Here is a 19,908-nt window from a genome sequence, read left to right as displayed (position 1 = left end):
GCCGGATCCTCGCAGCCGTCCGCTCCGGAGCCGGCCCGACACCGCGGCCGGAGGCACACGGTCCACCGACTGGCCCACAATGAGGCCGTGAACGACCTCGCCCCCCTCCTCACCCCCGAAGGCCGCGCCCTCCTCGACGAGGTCCGCGACACCGACCCGGCGCACGAACTCGCCGTCGCCACCCGTCTGCGCCGCGAGCACCCCGCCGGCCTGGTGTCGGCCGCGCTCGGCCAGGCGCGGCTGCGGCAGCGCGCGGTGGCGAAGTTCGGGGCGGAGGACGCCCGGCGGATGTTCTTCACGCCGAACGGGGTGGAACAGTCGACCCGGGCGAGCGTGGCGGCGTACCGGGCCGAACGCCTCCGGGCAATCGGAGTGCGGTCCGTCGCCGATCTGTGCTGCGGGATCGGCGGCGACGCGATCGCGTTCGCCCGCGCCGGGATCCGGGTCCTTGCCGTCGACCGCGACCCGCTGACCTGCGAGGCGGCCCGCGCCAACGCCGACGCGCTCGGTCTGGCCGGCCTGATCGAGGTGCGCGAGGCCGATGTGACGGAGGTCGACACGGCCGGGTACGACGCCGTGTTCGTCGACCCCGCCCGGCGTTCCTCCAAACGCGGCCGGATCTTCGACCCGGAGGCCTACTCCCCTCCCCTGTCCTGGGCCGTCTCCGCCGCGCTCGGGGCACCGGTCGGCCTGCTGAAGATCGCGCCCGGCATTCCGCACGAGGCGATCCCCGAGGCCGCGACGGCCGAGTGGGTCTCGGACGGCGGGGACGTGAAGGAGGCCGTGCTGTGGTTCGGCCGGGACGTCACGCCGGGTGCGCGGCGGGCCACGCTGCTGCCCGCCGGAGCCACCCTCCACGCGACCCCGTCGACCATGCTCCCCGACCCCGAAGTACGGCCGGTGGGGCGGTACTTGTACGAGCCGGACGGCGCCGTCATCCGCGCCCACCTGGTCGCCGAAGTGGCCGAGGAGGTGAACGGTGGCCTGATCGACCCGACCATCGCCTACGTCACCGCCGACGAGGCGCACCGCACCCCGTACGCCACCGCCTACGAGATCACCGACCGGCTCCCGTTCAACGTCAAGAAGCTGAAGGCGCTGCTGCGCGAGCGCGAGGTCGGCGTCCTGACCGTCAAGAAGCGCGGCTCGGCCGTCGAGCCGGAGGAACTGCGCCGCAAGGCCCTGCCCAAACCGCACGGCACCGCGTCCGTCACGGTCTTCCTGACCCGCGTCACCGGCGCCCCGACGATGCTGCTGGGGCACCCGGTGCGCTGAGGCACCGGACCGAACCGGTCCGCCTCAGGACGCGACGATCGCCTTGCCGATCGCGAAACCCTTGGCCGGTCCCTCGGGGATCACCGCGTCGGTGCCGTAGGGGACCCGGTGCTCGTCCGCGTACTTGCCCTTCTTCGGGTCGGGCGAGGTCAGGACGAGCACCGCCCCCTCGTCGTCGAAGTCGTCGACGATCACGTACACCGGGATCCCGGCCCGCGCGTACTCGCGGCGCTTGCGGACGCGGTCGCGCTGGAGGTTCCGGTGGCCCGGCGAGGCGACCTCGACGACCGTCTCCACTCCGGCGGCGGCGACGCCGAGACCGTCCTCGTCCGGGATCTCGTCGAGGTCGAGCGGGGCCACGAAGAGGTCGGGGATCCAGGCTTTCTGACGGTGGATGACGTTACCGTCGTGGTGTGCTGCGTAGCCGCTGCCTGCCAAATGCGCGTCCAGCGCTCTGCGGAGACGGCCGATGAGCACGGTGTGACGACGGCGACCGGTAGGCGACACCTCGATGGCCCCTTCGATGATCTCGGCCCGGTAGCCCTCGGGGAGATCCATGGCCTTCCACGCCTGCCACAGGACCTCGTCCAGATCGGAACCCTCCTCGGAAACGGGCTTGTCCACCATCACCGGGGCCACCTCTTCTGCGAGAGCGGTCATCGAGAAGCACCTCCTCCTTCAAGTGTGGGCGCGGGCGCCACTGCGGCACAAGCGACACGGTGACGCTACGAGTTCGGGGTTCGCGGCGTGCCGGGAGCGGCGTCGATCAGCCGAACGAGTGATCACCTCATCTCAGCGACGCCCACAGCTCCCCCGCCTCCGGCTCGTCCGCCACCACGCGGTTGCGGTCCCAGGGGGCCGGGACGACCGGCATGGTGAGGGTCGTGACGCCGTCGGACGGGAGGTCCCGCAGACTCTGGGCGAGGCGCGTCAGTTCGCCCAGCGAGTCCAGGCCGGTGTCGGTGGTGAGGCTGCCGGTGACGGTGTCGGCGAGCCGGTACAGCCGGGTGGGGCTGGTCAGCAAGTCCTCCTCCGCGACCTGCTCCAGCAGCGCCTTCACCAGCTGGTGCTGGAGCCCTATGCGGCCGAGGTCGCTGCCGTCGCCGATGTCGTACCGGGTGCGGGCCAGGGCGAGGGCGTCCGTGCCGTCGAGGTGGTGGGTGCCGGCGTCCAGGGTGAGGTGGCTGCGGTCGTCGTCGATGTCCTCCTCGGTGGTGACGGTGACCCCGCCGAGCGCGTCGACGAGGCGGGCGAAGCCGGAGAAGTCGATCTCGATGTAGTGGTCCATACGGACGTCCGTGAGCGACTCGACGGTCTTCACCGCGCACACCGGACCGCCCACCTCGTACGCGGTGTTGAACATGACCCCGGAGGCCGGGCTGGTCGACTCCCCGTCCTCCAGCGGGCAGGAGGGCCGGTCGACGAGGGTGTCGCGGGGGATGCTGACCACCGTCGCGGCACTCCGGCCGGCGTCGAGGTGGACGACCATGGCGGTGTCGGAGCGGGCGCCGCCGCTGTCGCCGCCGCCGAGCGCCTGGTTCTCCTCGCCGCTGCGGGAGTCGGAGCCGAGGACGAGGATGTTCAGGGACCCGGTCGGCAGGGGCGGGGCCGTGGCGGACGCACCCGGGGACGAGGACGGGGTGACCGCAGCCCTGGCGGGGCGGTCGTCGCCCAGGGCGTTGTCGATGTCGACGCCGGTGATGTTGTCGTTGAGCTGCCAGTACACCCAGCCGGCGGCCCCGGCGCCCAGGACCAGCAGGCCCGCCAGCGCCAGCCCCGTGATCTTCAGCGCCTTCGCCCGCCGGCCCGTCCGTATGCCGGCGAGACCCGCGCCCTCGTCACCGGCCCCGCGGTCCCCGGCCCCGTCGCTCCCGGTTCCGCCGTCCCCGGTTCCGCCGCTCTTCTCATGTCCCCTCACGAGCGAGAACATAAGTCCGAATTATGACGAGCGGCGATCCCCGGTCGGCTTTCTTGTGAAATTCTCAGACTTCCGGCCCGGCGTCCGGCGGTCCGAAACTTTCGGAGCGGCTCACGCCCCCGTCGGCGCCGCCGTACTGCTCCGCACCACCAGGCTCGTCGCCAGCTCCACCCGGGTCGCCGCCGCCGGGTCCTCGTTCCCGCCCAGATCGAGGACCAGCTTGGCCGCCGCCTCCGCCATCTCCGTCAGCGGCTGCCGCACGGTCGTCAGCGGCGGCCCCACCCAGCGGGCCACCGGCAGGTCGTCGAACCCGACCACGCTCAGGTCCTCCGGGATCCGCAGCCCCAACTCGCGCGCGGCCTCGTACAGTCCGAGGGCCTGGAGGTCGTTGCCGGCGAAGACCGCGGTGGGCCGGTCCTCGCGGCGCAGCAGGGCGAGGCCCTGCCGGTAGCCGGCCTCGTGGTGGAAGTCCCCGGTCACGATCAGCTGGGGGTCGACCGGCAGCCCGGCGGTCTCCAGGGCGGCCCGGTAGCCGTCGACGCGGGCCCGGCTGCACATCATCCGCGTGGGTCCGCTGATCGCGCCGATCCGGGTGTGCCCCAGTTCGACCAGGTGCCGGGTCGCGGCGAGCCCGCCCTGCCAGTTGGTCGCGCCGATGGAGGGCACGTCGGTACCCGGGTCACCGGCCGGGTCCATCACCACGAACGGGATGGAGCGGCTGGTCAGCAGGGCCCGCCCGGACTCGTCGAGGCCGGACAGCACGAGGATGACGCCGTGCGGGCGGCGCGCGGCGACCTGGTCGGCCCAGGTGCGTCCGGGCGTGAGCCGGCCCGCGCTCTCGGAGAGGACGACGCTCAGGCCCGCGTCCCGGGCCACGTTCTCCACGCCCCGGATGACCTCCATCGCCCAGGCGCTCTCCAGTTCGTGGAAGACCAGGTCGATCAGGGGCGAGCGGGTGGCCTCGGCGCGCCGGCGCCGGTAGCCGTGGGCGCGCAGCAGCCCCTCGACCCGGCTGCGGGTGGCGGGGGCGACGTCGGCACGACCGTTGAGGACCTTCGAAACAGTCGGGGCGGAGACGCCGGCCTCGCGGGCGATCTCGGCGAGGGTCGCCGTCCGGGCGCTCCGCCCTTGCGTCCGGGTTTCAGCGGGCTGCGGGGAAGTCATGGCGGCGATCGTAACCCTGCGGGTCCTTTCGACGAACCCCTCCGGGGGTCATGGATTCCCGGAATATTCGATATTCAATCCGAAACATTCGGCGAGAATCGTCCGCACGCGGGCCACCGGGGCCGACCCCGGCGGCCGGAGCGCCGGTTCAGTCGCCCAGGAACCACAGATACAGATGCGACCCGCTCTCCACCCGCAGACACAGCCGCTCGATCTCCGCCACCGCGTCCTCCCCGAGGAGCTCCCGGACGGACCGGTCGGCGATCTCCTCGCGCAGCCTCCTCGTCTGACGCGAGTTGAACATGGCGTCCGCGCACGGCAGCAGGCTGCCCAGAAACGGGAACCTGTCCTCGTCCACGTGCTGAAGCGCGGTCGTCCAGTCCAGTCCGCAGGACCCGCGCGCCACGATGGCGCCGGTCTCCGAACGCACCTGTGTGTTGATCATCAGACGTCGCCGAGCGACTCGAATCGCCAGCGGTGCACCGGACGGGCGGTCAGGTCGCCGTCCGGCTCCGGGAGTTCGGGGAGGTCGGCGTCGTACGGGGCGTCCCACCAGGTGATGACCAGGACGCGGTCCTGCGGGGCGCGGAAGGTCTCGCGGCGCAGGGGGCGGCGGGCGAGCTCCCGCGCGTGTTCCTCGGCCCAGGCCACCAGGTCCGCGCCCCGGCCGGACACCGCCCGGGCCTCCCACATCAGCGCGACCGTCATGAGTACAGGTTGTCCTTGGCGGTCTCGTGCACGTGGTCGTGCGTGTGGGCGGCGCCCGGCACGTGCGGGTCCGTCACCGGCAGCGAGGAGTCGGCCGACAGGTCCCAGTCCGACGCCGGGCGGTTCCGGGCGACCATCTCCGCGCCCAGCGCGGCCACCATCGCGCCGTTGTCCGTGCACAGCTTGGGGCGCGGCACGCGCAGCCGGATGCCGGCCGCCTCGCAGCGCTCCTCGGCCAGGGCCCGCAGCCGGGAGTTGGCGGCCACGCCGCCGCCGATCATCAGGTGGTCGACGCCCTCGTCCTTGCAGGCCCGTACGGCCTTGCGGGTGAGCACGTCCACGACCGCCTCCTGGAAGGACGCCGACACGTCACGCACCGGCACCTCCTCCCCCGCCGCCCGCTTGGCCTCGATCCAGCGGGCCACCGCCGTCTTCAGCCCCGAGAAGGAGAAGTCGTACGCGGGGTCGCGCGGGCCGGTCAGGCCGCGCGGGAACGCGATCGCGTTCGGGTCGCCCTCGCGGGCGTAGCGGTCGATGACCGGGCCGCCGGGGAAGCCCAGGTTCAGTACGCGGGCGATCTTGTCGAAGGCCTCGCCGGCCGCGTCGTCGATGGTCGCGCCGAGCGGGCGGACGTCGGAGGTGATGTCCGCGGAGAGCAGGAGGGAGGAGTGCCCGCCGGAGACCAGCAGCGCCATCGTCGGCTCGGGCAGCGCGCCGTGCTCCAGCTGGTCGACGCAGATGTGCGAGGCGAGGTGGTTGACGCCGTAGAGGGGCTTGCCGAGGGCGTAGGCGTACGCCTTGGCCGCCGACACGCCGACCAGCAGCGCGCCGGCGAGGCCGGGACCGGCGGTGACGGCGATGCCGTCGAGGTCGCGGGCGCTGACGCCCGCCTCCTTCAGCGCGCGCTCGATGGTGGGGACCATCGCCTCCAGGTGGGCGCGGCTCGCCACCTCGGGGACGACGCCGCCGAAGCGGGCGTGCTCGTCGACGCTGGAGGCGACGGCGTCCGCCAGCAGGGTGGTCCCGCGCACGATGCCGACACCGGTCTCGTCGCAGGAGGTCTCGATCCCCAGGACCAGGGGTTCGTCAGCCATTGTCTTCGGTTCCTTGTACGCCGTTCCCGTCGACGGGACTCGCCGGGTTCACGGAGGTGGAGGGGTCGGTCAGTCGCATCACCAGGGCGTCCACGTTCCCCGGCTGGTAGTAGCCGCGCCTCACCCCGATGGTCTCGAAGCCGAAGCGCTCGTAGAGCTTCTGGGCGCGCACGTTGTCGACCCGGCACTCCAGCAGCACCTCGGCGCACTCGAAGGCGGTCGCCGCCCGCAGCAGCTCGGTCAGCAGCCGCGAGCCGAGGCCGGTGCCCCAGTGGTCCCGGGTGACGGCGATGGTCTGCACGTCGGCCGCCAGGACGCTGTCGCCGTCGCCGGCCTCGCCGCCGTCGGCCTCCGCACCGGAGGTGGTGAGGCCCGCGTAGCCGACGATCCGGCCGTCCTCCTCGGCGACGACGTAGCGCCGGGTCGCCCCGGGTCCGCGCGCGTGGGCCAGCTCGGACCAGAACATCCCGCGCGACCAGGCGTCCTCGGGGAACAGGTCCCGCTCCAGCTCCAGCACGGGATCGATGTCCCACCAGCGCATCTCGCGCAGCACGGCAGTCTCGGATCCGGTCACTTGGGGGTGACCACCTTGTAGTTCTTGGGGACCTGGGCATCGGGCCGGCGCAGGTACAGCGGCCGGGGCGCGGGCAGTTCCCCGCCCGCCGCCAGCCGCTCGGCGGCCAGCCGGGCCAGGGCGGCGGCGGACACGTGCTCGGGCTCGTGCGCCCTGGGGAAGGTGTCCGGGTACAGCAGCGCGCCGGCACCGACCGCGGGCAGGCCCTTCACCTGCTCGGCGATGTCGGCGGGCCGGTCCACGGCGGGCTCGGTGAGGCGGGTGCGGGAGTCCGCGTAGCGCGCCCAGTAGACCTCCTTGCGGCGGGCGTCGGTCGCCACGACGAAGGGGCCCTCCAGGTCGGCCGCGCAGGCCAGGCCGTCCAGCGTGCACACACCGTGCACGGGCACGCCGAGCGCGAGCCCGAAGGTGTCCGCGGTCATCAGGCCGACGCGCAGCCCGGTGTACGGGCCGGGGCCGGTGCCGACGACGATCCCGGTGACGGCGTCCAGCCGCAGACCTGCCTCGGCGAGCACCCGGTCGACCGCGGGGAGCAGCAGCTCGCCGTGGCGGCGGGCGTCCACCTGGCTCGACGAGGCGATGACGTCGTGGCCGTCGTGCAGCGCGACGGTGACGGCGGGGGTGGCGGTATCCAGAGCGAGCAAGAGCACGCAAACAGCCTACGGCTCCCGCGCCCCGGCCACGGCCGCACGGGCCGACCGGTCACGTACTGCTACGGTCGCGTCGACGTACGTACATAACAGGGCAGAGCGGGACAGGGGTGACGGCGGTGTCAGGCACCAGCTCGGCGGTCGTGGCGGGGCTGACCGCGGCGGCCCTCGCGACGATCGGCTACCTCGGCCACCGGGCGGCGGTGACCGCCCCGGACGGGCTGCGCCCTCCGGCGTCCGGCACCGCGGCGGCCGTCCACGAGTCCCTCCGGGACGGGAGTCACCCGTTCGCCGTGCCCGCGCGGTCGGGGACGGGCGAACGGGTCGTGTACTCGCTGGGCGGCGACCGGGTGTGGCTGGTCGGGAAGGACGGCGAGGTGCGGCGCACCTTCGGGGTCAGCCCCAGCACGGTGGACCCGGCACCGGGCACCTACCGGGTCACGTCCCGGTCCGGGGCGGTCACCGGATCGGACGGCGTCCCGGTCGAGCACGTGGTGCGGTTCGCCTCCGTGGACGGTACGGCGATCGGGTTCAGCGCGGCGGTCGACGGCTCGGCTCCGCGGCTCGACCCCGGGGAGCGGACGGGCGGCATCCGCGAGACCCGCGCGGACGGCGCGGCGATGTGGGGGTTCGCGACGATCGGGCGGAAGGTCGTCGTCGTGCGGTGAGTCCCGGTGTGTGCGTTCCGGCCGGATCCCGTGAACGGACGCCGTACGTTCCGACAAGACGTCGGCAAGATGTTGCGTTCGGTGTCCCGGGCGTGGTCACATGGTATCCAGCTCGTGGTTAGGTCTACCTAACCACGCCCGCCCCCGCCCTTCAGGAGGCGTCCATGCCGGCCCACCAGAACGCCCGCCGGACCACGGCGCAGCCGCGGCCCCAGCCGGTCTCCGGCCTCTCCGGTCCCTCCGGAGTCCCGATGCGCGACCTGCTGGCGGCCTGCGCCGCGGCCGCCGCGGTCTCCACCCCGCCCCGCACACCGGAACCCCGGCCCTGCGAACCGTCGAAGGACCACCGCGAGGCCGCGTAACCGTCTCCGTCCCGGGCCGACGACACGGGGCCGCGCCCCGCTCGGGCCAATGGCACGGGATCGTGCAACCGCCTCCGTCCCAGGCCGACGGCACGGGACCGTGCCCCGCTCAGGCCGACGGCACCGGACCGCGCGACCGCCTCCGTTCCCGGCCGACGGCACGAGGCCCCGCACCGCTCAGACCAATGGCACGAGGCCCCGCGACCGTCCCCGGCTCAGGCCGACAGTACGGTCAGGTCGGTCGCCGTCCAGCGGCCGCCCAGGCCGGTCACGGTCACCCGGCGCACCTCGTCGGTGGTGTCGCCGACCGCCCGGTGGATGACGACCTGGAGACGGTCCTCGGTCAGCTCCTCGACCTTGCCCTCGCCCCACTCCACGACGATCACCGACTCCGGCAGCGAGACGTCGAGATCGAGGTCCTCCATCTCGTCCAGACCGCCCGACAGCCGGTACGCGTCGACGTGGACCAGCGGCGGACCGTCCCCCAGCGACGGGTGCACCCGGGCGATCACGAACGTCGGCGAGGTGACCGCGCCCCGCACGCCGAGCCCCTCGCCGAGGCCCCGGGTCAGCGTCGTCTTGCCCGCGCCGAGCTCGCCCGAGAGCAGGACCAGGTCACCGGCGCGCAGCAGCTTGGCGAGCCTGCGGCCCAGTTCGCGCATCTGCTCGGGGGAGGTGACGGTCAGTCCGACGTCGACGGAGTTCGCGGTCGGCGTCGGCTCAGCCGGGTTGTGCGGTGCTGCTGCTTCCATAGCGACCAACGGTAGCCCCTGCGGGCACCGCGCCGGCGCGGACGAGCAGGTCGGCGAGGCGGTCGGTGACCACCTCCGGGTGCTCCAGCATCACCAGGTGCCCGGCGTCCGGGACCAGCACCAGTTCCGCTTCGGGCAGCAGACCGGCGATCGCCTCGCTGTGCTCGCTCGGCGTCACCAGGTCCCCCACCCCGGCCAGCACCAGCACCGGCAGACCGGCGAAGTGGGCGAGGGCCTCGGTCTTGTCGTGGTCGCTGAACGCCGGATAGTACTCGGCGACCACGTCGATCGGCGTGCCCTCGATCATCCGCTCGGCGAACCGGGCGACCGCCGGGTCCACGTCCCGCGACGCGAACGAGTACCGCTTGATCACCCCCGCGAACAGGTCCGCGGTGGCCCGGCGCCCCCGCTCCACCAGTTCGGCCCGCTGCCCCAGCGCCTTCAGCACCCCCGGCAGCACCCGCCGCACCGCGTTGACGCCGGCCACCGGAAGCCCGAAGTTGACCTCCCCGAGCCGCCCCGACGACGTACCGACCAGGGCGACGCCCACCACCCGCTCCCGGATCAGCTCCGGGTACTGGTCGGCGAGGGCCATCACCGTCATCCCGCCCATGGAGTGGCCGACCAGCACCAGCGGCCCCTCGGGCGCCGCCGCGTCGATGACGGCCTTCAGGTCCCGCCCCAGCTGCTCGATGGTGACCGGCTCGCCCCGCTCCACCTGCGCCGCGCCCCGCTCCGAGCGGCCGTGGCTGCGCTGGTCCCAGTGCACGGTCCGTACGACGCCCCGCAGCGCGGCCCGCTGGAAGTGCCAGGAGTCCTGGCTGAGGCAGTAGCCGTGGCTGAAGACCACGGTGACCGGGGCGGGCGCCCTGCGCCCGAACAGCCGGCGTCTCCGCTCGGGGGTCGGGGCGGGGTCGACGTCGTCGGCCTCGTAGTACAGCTCGGTGCCGTCATCGGCGTACGCCTTGCCGGGCGTGCCGCGCAGCGCGCCGTACGGTCCCGCGGAGTCGAGGGCGAGCCGGGCCTTCCTGCGCATGCCCCGGCCGACCGTCATCCGCTCTATCGCGACGCCCGCGGCGGCCCCGGTGGCGAGCACGCCTATCGCGACACCCGCGACACCGGTGGCCCGGCGCCAGCCCCCGCCGGCCGCGGAGGCCGCGGAAGCCGCGGCCTCGGCGATGCCCTCGCTCACGTACCGCTCCCCTCGTCCGCGTCGTTCCCCTCATGGACGTAGACGCGCGGGACGCGGGTCCCGATCCGGGTGACGATCTCGTACGCGATGGTCCCGGCGGCCTGCGCCCAGTCCTCGGCGGTGGGCTCGCCGTGGTCACCCGGCCCGAAGAGGACGGCCTCGGCGCCCGGCCCCGGCTCGTCCCCGCCCAGGTCGACGACGAACTGGTCCATCGCGACCCGCCCCGCGACCGTCCGCCACTTGCCCTCGACCAGCACCGGCCCGGTGGAGGAGGCGTGGCGCGGGACGCCGTCCGCGTAGCCGAGCGGGACGAGGCCGAGGGTGGTGGCGCCCGGGGTGACGTAGTGGTGGCCGTAGCTGACGCCGTGGCCGCCGGGGACGTGCTTCACCAGGGCCATCGAGGCGGACAGGGTCATCGCCGGACGCAGTCCCAGGTCGGCGGGGGTGCCGATCTCGGGGCTCGGCGAGACGCCGTACATCGCGATGCCGGGGCGCACGAGGTCGAAGTGGCTCTCGGGGAGGGTGAGGGTGGCGGGCGAGTTGGCGATGTGCCGCACCTCGGGGTCGACGCCCTGCCCCTCCGCGTACGCGACCATCTCCCGGAAGCGGGTGAGCTGGGCGGCGATGGAGGGGTGGCCCGGCTCGTCGGCGCAGGCGAAGTGCGACCACAGGCCGGTGACGCGGACCAGCCCCTCGGCCTCGGCGCGCAGCGCGGCGGCGACCAGTTCCGTCCAGTCGTCGCCGGGCTGGCAGCCGCCCCGCCCGAGCCCGGTGTCGGCCTTGAGCTGCACCCGCGCGGGCCGCCCGGCGAGACGGGCCGCCCCGGTGACCTCCTCCAGCGCCCACGTGCCGCTCAGGGACACGTCGAGGCCGGCCTCGACCGCCTCCCGCCAGGGCCCGCCGGGCGTCCACAGCCAGCACATGATCCGTACGCCGTCCGGCACCCCGGCGCCGGGCGCGCGCAGCGCGAGCGCCTCCTGCGGGGTGGCGGTGCCCAGCCAGGTCGCCCCGGCCTCGACGGCGGCCCGGGCGCAGGGGGCCGCGCCGTGCCCGTACCCGTCGGCCTTGACCACGGCCATGAAGGCGGCGCCGGGTGCCCGCTCGCGCAGGGCCCGCACATTGGCCCGCACGGCGGCGAGGTCGATCTCGGCACGGGCCCGCAGCTCCGCGCCCCCCGGGGCAACTGTCTCGTTCATCCCGCCCAGTCTCTCAGAGCCCTCCGCTCCGCAAGCCGCGGGCAATCGTGCCGCAGGGCGACGGGGGTACCTCCCATGCCTTTCGGGCAATGGGGGAGGGTGGGCGCGGCGGCACCCCGTAAGCGCCGGGCTGCGTACCCCACGCCCGCCCCACCCCTACGCCGAGCAGCCGCTCACCCCCGCACCACACTCCGCCAAGCCCCCGCGATCCCCTCCGCCACATCGTGCGCCCCCATCGGCGCCCCGTCCGCCGCGAACCGCCCCGCGAGCCCGTGCAGATACGCCCCCGCACTCGCCGCGTCCACCGCCGACAGCCCCGCCGCCAGCAACGACCCCGCCAGCCCCGACAGCACGTCCCCGCTGCCCGCCGTGGCCAGCCACGACGTCCCCGTCGGGTTCACCCGCACCACGCCCCCTCCCGAGGACGCGATCAGGGTCGTGGACCCCTTCAGCAGCACCGTCGCCCCGTACCGCCCCGCCAGCTCCCGCACCGCCGCCAGCCGCCCCGCCTCGACCTCCCCCCGCTCGACCCCGAGCAGCGCCGCGGCCTCCCCCGCGTGCGGGGTCATCAGCGTCGGCGCCCGCCGCCCCCGTACCGCCGACGCCTCCGCCAGCCGCAGCCCGTCCGCGTCGATCAGCACCGGCACGTCCGTCGCCAGCACCTCCGCGACCGTCGCCGCGTCGTCCCCGGCGCCCGGCCCGACCACCCACGCCTGCACCCGCCCCGCACGCCGCGGCCCGCCGTCCGACACCAGCGTCTCGGGGAAGCATGCGATCACGGCCTGCCCGGCGGGGCCGACGTACCGTACGGCCCCCGCACCGCCCCGCAGCGCCCCCGCCACCGCGAGCACCGCCGCCCCCGGATACCGGGAGGACCCGGCGGCGATCCCGACGACGCCCCGCCGGTACTTGTCGCTCTCGGCGGCCGGCACCGGCAGCAGCCGGGCCACGTCCGCGTGCTGCAACGCCTCCAGTTCCGGCTCCTCGGGGAGCGACAGCCCGATGTCGACCAGCCGCACCGACCCCGCGTACTCGCGCGCCGGATCGATCAGCAGCCCCGGTTTGTGCGTCCCGAAGGTGACCGTGAGGTCGGCCCGGACCGCCGCTCCCCGTACCTCCCCGGTGTCGGCGTCGACCCCGCTCGGCAGATCGACGGCGACCACGGCCGCCCGCGCCCGCGCGGCCGCCTCGGCGAGCGGCACCGCCTCCGGGCGCAGCCCGCCCTTCCCCCCGATCCCGACGATGCCGTCGACGACGAGATCGGCCCGCTCGATCAGCGCCTCGGCGCCGTCCGTGCCCGTGGTCCGCCCGCCCGCCCGGCGCAGCGCCGCGAGCCCCCCGCCGTGGGCGCGCTCCGGCGCGAGCAGCACCGCGCTCACGCCCGCGCCGCGCCGGGCGAGCCGGGCACCGGCGTACAGGGCGTCGCCGCCGTTGTCCCCACTGCCGACCAGCAGGACGACCCTGCTGCCGTACACCCGCCCCAGCACATCCGCGCAGGCGGCGGCGAGCCCGGCGGCGGCGCGCTGCATCAGCGCCCCCTCCGGCAGCCGTGCCATCAGTTCCCGCTCCGCCGTCCTGACCGTCTCCACGCTGTACGCAGTACGCATGCGTCCGAGTCTCCCGCAGACGGCCCGTCAACTCCCGTAACGGGGAGGCGGACCGCTTGACTCCTTGCCATGCTCTTGCCAAACTCTCGGCCCCCCCACCGGATGAATCGATTCAGTCGAATCGGTTCGACGAGAGAAGCAGAGGACCCATGGGACGCAGAGCCGCACTCCTCACCGCAGCCGGCGCCACCGCACTCCTCACCACGGCCGGCGTCATGACGGCCCCCGCCACGGCCGCCCCCACGACCACCACCGCAACCGTCGCGACCACCGCGACCCCGGCCCCCGCCCGCGCCGCGGCCTGCGGCGACGGCTCCTACCAGGCCGAGGCCGTACTCAACGGCAGCACCTGGACCGCCAGGCGCGGCGGCAGCACCGTCTACACCGGCGGCGACATGCGCGCGGCCGTACAGGCGGCGATCAACAGCCTGTCCTCCGGCCGCACCAGCAAGGAACGGGTCGTGGTCCGCGGCTCGGGCTCCGTCTCCGCCGGTTCCCGCATCTCCCTGCCGAGCTACACCACCCTGGACGTCTGCGGCACCATCGACGTCACCGGCAGCGGCTCCGGCGACCAGGCCCCGGTCTACTCCCGCGGCACCCGCGACATCGAGGTGCAGCACCTCGACGTCACCGGCGCCCCGCTGTACGGGATCTTCCTGCGCAACGTGCAGAACGTCGTCCTCGGCCAGATCGACATGCGCCTGACCCGCGGTCTCGGCGTCCGCATCGACAACCGCGGCGACACCAGCCAGTGGACGCGCAACGTGCGCATCGACAACGTGTACGTCTCCGGCGCGTCCAGTCACGCCGTGGAGACGTACGGTGTCGACGGCCTCACCGTCGGCACGGTGACCGCCCGCAACGTCGGCGAGTCGGGCCTGCTGCTGAACCAGACCATCAACGCCACCGTCTCCAAGGTGGACGCGGAGAACGCCGGCACCGGCACCGGGTACGCGGCCTTCCGCATGGCCAACCGCAACGGCCGGATCGGCAGCTCCTACTCCACCAACATCCGCGTAGGCGAGGTCGTCGCACGCGGCGGCGGACGGGGCGTGTTCTGCGTCTCGGAGAGCGGCGGCGCGACGATCGACAGGATCACGCTCTCGAACACGGGCAACAACGCGATCCTCATCGAGAACTGTTACAACGTGAACCTCGCCGCCCAGAGCGGCACGGTCACCGGCGGCGGCGAGATCCGCCTGGCGGCGCGCTCGGAGTTCGCGAACAACCGGGACATCACCGTCCAGAACCTCACGGTGACGAACTCGTCGATCCGCGAGAGCCCCTGCGGCGAGAACACCACGTTCCGCAACAACCGGCTGGTGAACAGCAGCCAGTCGATCTGCTGACGCCCTGCCGGCGTCTTGCTGACACAAGAGGACGGGGTGCGGCCTGGTGTGCCGCACCCCGTCCCCGTACACCCGCCCGGCCGCCCGGCCTCAGCTCGTGGTGAGCATGCCGGCCCGCAGCCGCTTCAGCGTCCGCGACAGCAGCCGCGAGACATGCATCTGGGAGCAGCCGAGCCGCTCGCCGATCTCCGCCTGCGTCAGCTCCTCCACGAACCGCCAGTGCACGATCTTGCGCTCGCGCTCGTCGAGCTCGGCGATCATCGGGGCCAGCGCGTGGAAGTCCTCGACCAGTTCCAGCGCGGCGTCCTCGGTGCCGATGAAGTCCGCGAGCACGCTCTCGCCGTCCGGCTCGCTGCCGATGGCGGCGTCCAGGGAGGCGGAGTTGTAGCCGTTGGAGGCGATCCGGGCCTCGTTGACCTCTTCCTCGGTCAGGCTCATCAGCTGCGCGAGTTCGGCGGTCGTGGGCGTACGGCCGAGCCGGCTGCGCAGTTCCTCGGTGGCGCGGGCGAGCTGCACCCGGGCCTCCTGGAGGCGGCGCGGTACGTGCACGGACCACGAGGTGTCACGGAAGAACCGCTTGATCTCGCCGACGATGTAGGGGATCGCGAAGGAGGTGAACTCCACCTCGCGGGAGAGCTCGAACCGGTCGATCGCCTTGATCAGCCCGATCATGCCGACCTGGACGATGTCCTCCATCTCCTCCGGGCCCCGGCTGCGGAACCGGCCGGCCGCGAAGCGGACGAGGGACATGTTCATCTCGATGAGGGTGTTGCGCGCGTACTGGTACTCGTGCGTGCCCTCCTCCAGCTCCGTCAGCCGGCGGAAGAACTGCTTGGACAGCTCCCGGGCGTCCTTCGGCGCGACCTGACCGGGATCGGCGACCTCCGGCAGTTCGGTCACTGTCTGAGCTCGGTCGGTCCGCGCCATCGTCGACGTCACTGTTCGCCCTCCCTGTTCGTTCGGCCCGGCTCCAGGCACCGGCTCTCCGCGTCTACCCCGGTTCATCCGAAGCACGCACCCGGGTCAACGACGAAAATTACGGAGCAGCCGTACGAGGGCGAAGACGACGGTGAGCACGGCGGCGACGACGAGGAACACCTCACCCCAGACCGGCAGGTCGACCCCGGCCCCGGGAAAGGCGAGGGGAAGGACGGGCACGGGCACCGCCCTCACCCCTCCGCGATCACGACCGCCGAGGCCACCCCGGCGTCATGGCTGAGCGACACGTGCCAGGACCGTACGCCCAGCTCGGCGGCGCGCGCCGCCACCGTCCCCGTCACCCGCAGCCGGGGCTGCCCACTGTCCTCGCACCACACCTCGGCGTCGGTCCAGTACAGCCCCGCGGGCGCGCCGAGCGCCTTGGCGAGCGCCTCCTTGGCGGCGAACCGCGCGGCGAGCGAGGCGACACCGCGCCGCTCCCCACTGGGCAGCAGCAACTCGCTCTCCAGGAAGAGCCGCTGGGCCAGCCCCGGCGTCCGCTCCAGCGACGCCGCGAACCGCTCGATCTCGGCCACGTCGATCCCGACTCCGATGATGCTCATGCGGGCACCTTACGAGGACGGGAGCGGGGGCGGAGGCGGGGGCATGCCGCGGTGAACGCCCACCGACAGGTGATCGTCGGGCCACTCGCGAGCCCCGTCAGGCCGCGCCCAGCTCGCACCAGACCAACTTCCCCCGGCTACCGTTCCGGGACAGCGGCTGCCACCCCCACAGCTCGGAACACGCCCGCACCAGTTCCAGCCCCCTCCCCTCCTCCCTCTCCCATTCCACGGCCTGGTCGAAGGAGACCGGCGGTTCGGGCGGCGCCGGGTCGCTGTCCCACGCCCCGATCCGCAGCACGCCGGCCGTCCAGCCCACCCGCAGGGCCGCAGGCCCCTTGGTGTGCCGTACGGCATTGGCGACCAGCTCCGCCGCGAGCAACTCGGCGACGTCGACCAGTCCGATCAGCCCGTGCATCGTGAGGATGAGACGAAGGGTGCGGCGGCTCACCGTGACCGCACGGGGGTCGTTGGGGATGGAGAGGGAGTACTCCCAGGACTCGTTTTCGGGCATGCGTGAACTCCGTTCGGCTGATGAGGGATTGCGACTCGCGGGCGGTGGCAGTGCCGCAGCCGTCATGGCAGGACGGAGCGGTGCGCTTCCGGCATCCCGGCAATTCGCAGCGTGTGCGTCGCGTCACCGAACGTAGGGCTAACCTGTCATCCCAAGCAAGCCGACCGCGTAATCTGAACCCGAACGAGCCGCATCACCGGTCGGGTTGAATCAAGGAGCAACAGTGGTCCTGAGGCGCGAGCCCACCGCACGTCAAATGCGCCTGGGAACCGAGTTGCGCAGACTTCGCGAAGCGGCGGGCCTTACGGCTCGCGAGGCAGCAGCCCTGCTCGGAGCAGGTCGCGTCCAGATGAGCCACATCGAATCCGGACTTACGGGCGTCAGCGAGCAGCGACTACGCCGCCTCGCCTCCCACTACGCCTGCATGGACCACGAGTTCATCGATGCTCTGGTCTCGATGGCCACCGACCGAACCCGCGGCTGGTGGGAGGAGTACCGAGGCCTCCTGCCCACGTCGTTCCTCGACTTGTCTGAACTGAACCACTACGCCTCGTTCCGGCGCGACGTCGCAATCCTCTATGTGCCAGGCCTGTTGCAGACGGAGGAGTACGCCCGCGCCGTCTTCTCCTCTCGAGTTCCTGAACTCACCGACGAAGAACTTGAGTTGCGCGTACGTCATCGCATGAAGGGCCAGGAGATCACTGTCCCGTACGAGTTGGTGATCCACGAGGCGGCCCTGCGTATCAGGGTCAGCAATCGCACTGCCTCGCGGGCTCAACTCGCCAAGCTCCTGAGCCTCTCCGAAATGGAGAACATCACCGTGCGTGTCATCCCCTTCGACCTGGATGACTTCGCCAGAGCCGCCAGCACGATGACGTATGTGGGCGGCTCCGTACCCAAGCTGGACACAGTGGTGCGCGACGTACCTCAAGGCTCCGCCTTCATCGATTCCGAAGCACAACTCAGCGCCTTCCGAACACGGTTCCGTAAAGTGGAAGAAGTGTCCCTCGATCGCGAGCGATCACGGGACTTCATTCACCGGCTGACGAAAGAGCTGTGAGGGAGACCATGGACAACTGGCGCAAGTCCTCCTACTCAGGCCCCGACGACGGCAACGAGTGCGTGGAGATCGCAGACACTCCCACCCGTGTGAGCATCCGTGATTCGAAAGCCCCCGCCAGGGCTACCCTCACTTTCCCCACGGAAGCCTTCACGACCTTCGTGGAAGCCCTGAAGACCCACTCCCCTGGAAGGCCGGCATGACCACGCCCGGCCACTGGCGCAAGTCGTCCTACTCGGGCCCTGACGACGGCAACAACTGCGTAGAGATCGCGAACACTCCCACCCACACAGCCGTCCGCGACTCCAAAGCCCCGGCCAGGGCAACCCTCACCTTCCCGGCCGGAGCCTTCGCCACCTTCCTCGCCGGCCTGAAGGGCTACTCCACCGTCACCGACTTCGCCAGGTTCCGCGGCTGATCCACCTCGTTGCCCCGCGCCGTCGCCAGTTCGCAGGCGAAGACCTGCAGCGGCACCGTCGTCACCAGGGGCTGGAGCAGCGTCGGGGTGGCCGGGACGCGGATCAGGTGGTCGGCGTACTCGGCGACCGCCTCGTCCCCCTCCTCCGCGATGACGATCGTCCGCGCACCCCGCGCCCGGATCTCCTGGATGTTGGAGACGATCTTGTCGTGGAGGACGGACCGGCCGCGCGGTGACGGGACGACCACGACCACCGGCAGGTCGTCCTCGACCAGCGCGATCGGCCCGTGCTTCAGCTCGCCCGCCGCGAAGCCCTCCGCGTGCATGTACGCGAGTTCCTTCAGCTTCAGCGCGCCCTCCAGGGCGACGGGGTAGCCCACGTGCCGGCCCAGGAACAGCACCGTGTCCTTCGCGGCCAGCGACCGCGCCAGCTCCCGTACCGGCTCCATCGTCTCCAGGACGCGCTCCACCGCGCCGGAGATCGACGACAGGTCCCGCACCACCGCGCGGATCTCGTCCGCCCACTTGGTGCCCCGCACCTGGCCCAGGTACAGCGCGACCAGGTAGCAGGCGACGAGCTGGGTCAGGAACGCCTTGGTCGAGGCGACCGCGACCTCCGGGCCGGCGTGCGTGTACAGCACGGCGTCCGACTCGCGCGGGATGGTCGAGCCGTTGGTGTTGCAGATCGCCAGCACGTGCGCGCCCTGCTCGCGGGCGTGGCGCAGGGCCATCAGGGTGTCCATGGTCTCGCCGGACTGGGAGATGGCGATGACGAGGGTCTGCTGGTCGAGGATCGGGTCGCGGTAGCGGAACTCGCTGGCCAGTTCCACCTCGCAGGGGAGCCGGGTCCAGTGCTCGATGGCGTACTTGGCGATCAGTCCGGCGTGGAAGGCCGTACCGCAGGCGACGATGACGACCTTGTCGGTCTCGCGCAGGACGTTGGCCGGGATGCGGACCTCGTCCAGGGTCAGCGAGCCCGCCCCGTCGATCCGCCCGAGCAGCGTGTCGGCGACCGCCTTCGGCTGCTCGGCGATCTCCTTGAGCATGAAGGAGGCGTAGCCGCCCTTCTCGGCGGCGGAGGCGTCCCAGTCGACGTGGTAGGCGCGGACGTCGGCGGGGGCGCCGTCGAAGTCGGTGACCGTCACCGTGTCGCGGCGCAGCTCGACCACCTGGTCCTGGCCCAGCTCGACGGCCTCGCGGGTGTGCGCGATGAACGCGGCCACGTCGGAGGCGAGGAAGGCCTCGCCCTCCCCCACGCCCACCACCAGCGGGGAGTTGCGGCGCGCGCCGACCACCACGTCCGGCTCGTCCGCGTGGACGGCGACCAGGGTGAACGCGCCCTCCAGGCGGCGGCAGACCAGCCGCATCGCCTCCGCGAGGTCGGCGCAGGCGGAGAACTCCTCGGCGAGGAGGTGGGCGACGACCTCGGTGTCCGTCTCGGAGGCGAGGTCGTGGCCGCGCTCGGTCAGCTCGGCGCGCAGGGCGGCGAAGTTCTCGATGATGCCGTTGTGGACGACGGCGACCCGGCCCGCGTTGTCGAGGTGCGGGTGCGCGTTGGCGTCCGTCGGGCCGCCGTGGGTGGCCCAGCGGGTGTGCCCGATGCCGGTGCTCCCGGTCGGCAGCGGCCGTTCGGCCAGTTCCTTCTCGAGGTTGACGAGTTTCCCGGCCCGCTTGGCGGTGGCCAGCCCGCCGTCCGCGAGCACGGCGACGCCCGCCGAGTCGTAGCCCCGGTACTCAAGCCGCTTCAGTCCGGCCGTCACGACGCTCAACGCCGACTGTGGCCCCACGTATCCCACGATTCCGCACATGACCGGCAGCCTACGGTCCGTCAGCCGCCGGAAAAGGCCTTTGCCTGCCCGAAATCGGAAA

Annotated in this window: 24 protein-coding genes; 7 read left to right on the top strand and 17 right to left on the bottom strand. The window is 72.7% G+C overall.

The genetic code is table 11. The annotated features are described in order from the left end of the window. Positions 1 to 87 precede the first annotated feature (87 nt). Positions 88 to 1,275: a methyltransferase domain-containing protein gene (locus tag ACH5AO_RS08280; RefSeq protein WP_398923062.1), complete on the top strand. Its 1,188-nt coding sequence runs from the start codon at positions 88 to 90 to the stop codon at positions 1,273 to 1,275. A gap of 24 nt (positions 1,276 to 1,299) precedes the next feature. On the opposite strand, the gene ACH5AO_RS08275 is transcribed toward ACH5AO_RS08280, so the two are convergent. The 8 genes from ACH5AO_RS08275 to tsaB form a co-directional block, all read right to left on the bottom strand. Continuing rightward, positions 1,300 to 1,935 (bottom strand): Uma2 family endonuclease, encoded by a 636-nt coding sequence (locus tag ACH5AO_RS08275; RefSeq protein WP_398923060.1) that lies wholly within the window; start codon positions 1,933 to 1,935, stop codon positions 1,300 to 1,302. 127 nt (positions 1,936 to 2,062) lie between these two features. Further along, positions 2,063 to 3,205, bottom strand: coding sequence for an LCP family protein (locus tag ACH5AO_RS08270; protein WP_398923058.1), 1,143 nt, complete (start codon positions 3,203 to 3,205; stop codon positions 2,063 to 2,065). 99 nt (positions 3,206 to 3,304) lie between these two features. Continuing rightward, positions 3,305 to 4,357 carry a LacI family DNA-binding transcriptional regulator gene (locus tag ACH5AO_RS08265; protein ID WP_398923056.1) on the bottom strand — a complete coding sequence of 351 codons (1,053 nt, stop codon included), beginning with the start codon at positions 4,355 to 4,357 and terminating at the stop codon, positions 3,305 to 3,307. A 148-nt stretch (positions 4,358 to 4,505) separates the two neighbouring features. Next, positions 4,506 to 4,802 carry a hypothetical protein gene (locus tag ACH5AO_RS08260; RefSeq protein ID WP_398923054.1) on the bottom strand — a complete coding sequence of 99 codons (297 nt, stop codon included), beginning with the start codon at positions 4,800 to 4,802 and terminating at the stop codon, positions 4,506 to 4,508. Next, a complete protein-coding gene (locus tag ACH5AO_RS08255; RefSeq protein ID WP_398923052.1) occupies positions 4,802 to 5,065 on the bottom strand; it encodes a hypothetical protein in 264 nt (87 codons plus the stop codon). The genes ACH5AO_RS08260 and ACH5AO_RS08255 overlap by 1 nt, the downstream gene beginning before the upstream one ends. Then, positions 5,062 to 6,159: a tRNA (adenosine(37)-N6)-threonylcarbamoyltransferase complex transferase subunit TsaD gene (gene tsaD, locus ACH5AO_RS08250; protein ID WP_398923050.1), complete on the bottom strand. Its 1,098-nt coding sequence runs from the start codon at positions 6,157 to 6,159 to the stop codon at positions 5,062 to 5,064. The genes ACH5AO_RS08255 and tsaD overlap by 4 nt, the downstream gene beginning before the upstream one ends. Continuing rightward, the gene (gene rimI / locus ACH5AO_RS08245; protein WP_398923048.1) at positions 6,152 to 6,733 is read right to left on the bottom strand and encodes a ribosomal protein S18-alanine N-acetyltransferase; all 582 of its coding nucleotides are present in this window, start codon (positions 6,731 to 6,733) and stop codon (positions 6,152 to 6,154) included. Before rimI ends, tsaD begins: the two co-directional genes overlap by 8 nt. Then, on the bottom strand, positions 6,730 to 7,383 hold the full coding sequence (gene tsaB, locus ACH5AO_RS08240) for a tRNA (adenosine(37)-N6)-threonylcarbamoyltransferase complex dimerization subunit type 1 TsaB (protein WP_398923046.1): 654 nt from the start codon (positions 7,381 to 7,383) through the stop codon (positions 6,730 to 6,732). The genes rimI and tsaB overlap by 4 nt, the downstream gene beginning before the upstream one ends. A 119-nt stretch (positions 7,384 to 7,502) precedes the next feature. On the opposite strand from tsaB, the gene ACH5AO_RS08235 reads away from it, so the two are divergent. Together ACH5AO_RS08235 and ACH5AO_RS08230 are read left to right on the top strand one after the other, a co-directional pair. Continuing rightward, positions 7,503 to 8,051 carry a hypothetical protein gene (locus ACH5AO_RS08235; protein WP_398923044.1) on the top strand — a complete coding sequence of 183 codons (549 nt, stop codon included), beginning with the start codon at positions 7,503 to 7,505 and terminating at the stop codon, positions 8,049 to 8,051. 164 nt (positions 8,052 to 8,215) lie between these two features. After that, positions 8,216 to 8,413: a hypothetical protein gene (locus ACH5AO_RS08230; protein ID WP_398923042.1), complete on the top strand. Its 198-nt coding sequence runs from the start codon at positions 8,216 to 8,218 to the stop codon at positions 8,411 to 8,413. Between the two features lie 215 nt (positions 8,414 to 8,628). On the opposite strand, the gene tsaE is transcribed toward ACH5AO_RS08230, so the two are convergent. From tsaE to ACH5AO_RS08210, 4 genes are all read right to left on the bottom strand, one after another. Continuing rightward, positions 8,629 to 9,165 carry a tRNA (adenosine(37)-N6)-threonylcarbamoyltransferase complex ATPase subunit type 1 TsaE gene (gene tsaE, locus ACH5AO_RS08225; protein ID WP_398923040.1) on the bottom strand — a complete coding sequence of 179 codons (537 nt, stop codon included), beginning with the start codon at positions 9,163 to 9,165 and terminating at the stop codon, positions 8,629 to 8,631. Then, positions 9,134 to 10,357 (bottom strand): alpha/beta fold hydrolase, encoded by a 1,224-nt coding sequence (locus ACH5AO_RS08220; RefSeq protein WP_398923038.1) that lies wholly within the window; start codon positions 10,355 to 10,357, stop codon positions 9,134 to 9,136. The genes tsaE and ACH5AO_RS08220 overlap by 32 nt, the downstream gene beginning before the upstream one ends. After that, the gene (alr, locus tag ACH5AO_RS08215; RefSeq protein ID WP_398923036.1) at positions 10,354 to 11,553 is read right to left on the bottom strand and encodes an alanine racemase; all 1,200 of its coding nucleotides are present in this window, start codon (positions 11,551 to 11,553) and stop codon (positions 10,354 to 10,356) included. Before alr ends, ACH5AO_RS08220 begins: the two co-directional genes overlap by 4 nt. 173 nt (positions 11,554 to 11,726) lie before the next feature. After that, positions 11,727 to 13,160, bottom strand: a complete 1,434-nt coding sequence (locus ACH5AO_RS08210; RefSeq protein WP_398923034.1) for an NAD(P)H-hydrate dehydratase — start codon at positions 13,158 to 13,160, stop codon at positions 11,727 to 11,729. Positions 13,161 to 13,309: 149 nt separating this feature from the next. On the opposite strand from ACH5AO_RS08210, the gene ACH5AO_RS08205 reads away from it, so the two are divergent. Then, positions 13,310 to 14,509 (top strand): hypothetical protein, encoded by a 1,200-nt coding sequence (locus tag ACH5AO_RS08205; RefSeq protein WP_398923032.1) that lies wholly within the window; start codon positions 13,310 to 13,312, stop codon positions 14,507 to 14,509. 90 nt (positions 14,510 to 14,599) lie between these two features. Here the strand turns inward: ACH5AO_RS08205 and ACH5AO_RS08200 are convergent, their stop codons facing one another. From ACH5AO_RS08200 to ACH5AO_RS08185, 4 genes are all read right to left on the bottom strand, one after another. Further along, entirely contained in the window at positions 14,600 to 15,436 is an 837-nt protein-coding gene (locus ACH5AO_RS08200) for an RNA polymerase sigma factor SigF (RefSeq protein WP_030861040.1), read from the bottom strand. Between the two features lie 96 nt (positions 15,437 to 15,532). Continuing rightward, positions 15,533 to 15,667 (bottom strand): hypothetical protein, encoded by a 135-nt coding sequence (locus tag ACH5AO_RS08195; RefSeq protein ID WP_398923030.1) that lies wholly within the window; start codon positions 15,665 to 15,667, stop codon positions 15,533 to 15,535. An 11-nt stretch (positions 15,668 to 15,678) separates the two neighbouring features. Next, positions 15,679 to 16,050: a holo-ACP synthase gene (locus tag ACH5AO_RS08190; protein ID WP_030861039.1), complete on the bottom strand. Its 372-nt coding sequence runs from the start codon at positions 16,048 to 16,050 to the stop codon at positions 15,679 to 15,681. 97 nt (positions 16,051 to 16,147) lie between these two features. After that, entirely contained in the window at positions 16,148 to 16,561 is a 414-nt protein-coding gene (locus tag ACH5AO_RS08185; protein ID WP_398923028.1) for an ATP-binding protein, read from the bottom strand. Positions 16,562 to 16,784: 223 nt separating this feature from the next. Between ACH5AO_RS08185 and ACH5AO_RS08180 the strand changes: the two genes are divergently transcribed. From ACH5AO_RS08180 to ACH5AO_RS08170, 3 genes are read left to right on the top strand one after another with little or no spacing between them, the layout of a single operon-like run. Beyond that, positions 16,785 to 17,621, top strand: coding sequence for a helix-turn-helix domain-containing protein (locus ACH5AO_RS08180; protein WP_398923026.1), 837 nt, complete (start codon positions 16,785 to 16,787; stop codon positions 17,619 to 17,621). An 8-nt stretch (positions 17,622 to 17,629) separates the two neighbouring features. Further along, on the top strand, positions 17,630 to 17,824 hold the full coding sequence (locus tag ACH5AO_RS08175) for a DUF397 domain-containing protein (RefSeq protein WP_398923024.1): 195 nt from the start codon (positions 17,630 to 17,632) through the stop codon (positions 17,822 to 17,824). Further along, positions 17,821 to 18,039: a DUF397 domain-containing protein gene (locus tag ACH5AO_RS08170; protein WP_398923022.1), complete on the top strand. Its 219-nt coding sequence runs from the start codon at positions 17,821 to 17,823 to the stop codon at positions 18,037 to 18,039. The genes ACH5AO_RS08175 and ACH5AO_RS08170 overlap by 4 nt, the downstream gene beginning before the upstream one ends. On the opposite strand, the gene glmS is transcribed toward ACH5AO_RS08170, so the two are convergent. Next, positions 18,000 to 19,847 carry a glutamine--fructose-6-phosphate transaminase (isomerizing) gene (gene glmS / locus ACH5AO_RS08165; RefSeq protein WP_398923021.1) on the bottom strand — a complete coding sequence of 616 codons (1,848 nt, stop codon included), beginning with the start codon at positions 19,845 to 19,847 and terminating at the stop codon, positions 18,000 to 18,002. The genes ACH5AO_RS08170 and glmS overlap by 40 nt on opposite strands. Between the last annotated feature and the right edge of the window lie 61 nt (positions 19,848 to 19,908).

The organism is Streptomyces sp. NPDC018964 (assembly GCF_044390325.1).
Classification (GTDB): Bacteria; Actinomycetota; Actinomycetes; order Streptomycetales; family Streptomycetaceae; genus Streptomyces.
Note: the sequence above shows the minus strand (reverse complement) of the source record. Positions and strands in the feature narration are given on the sequence as shown.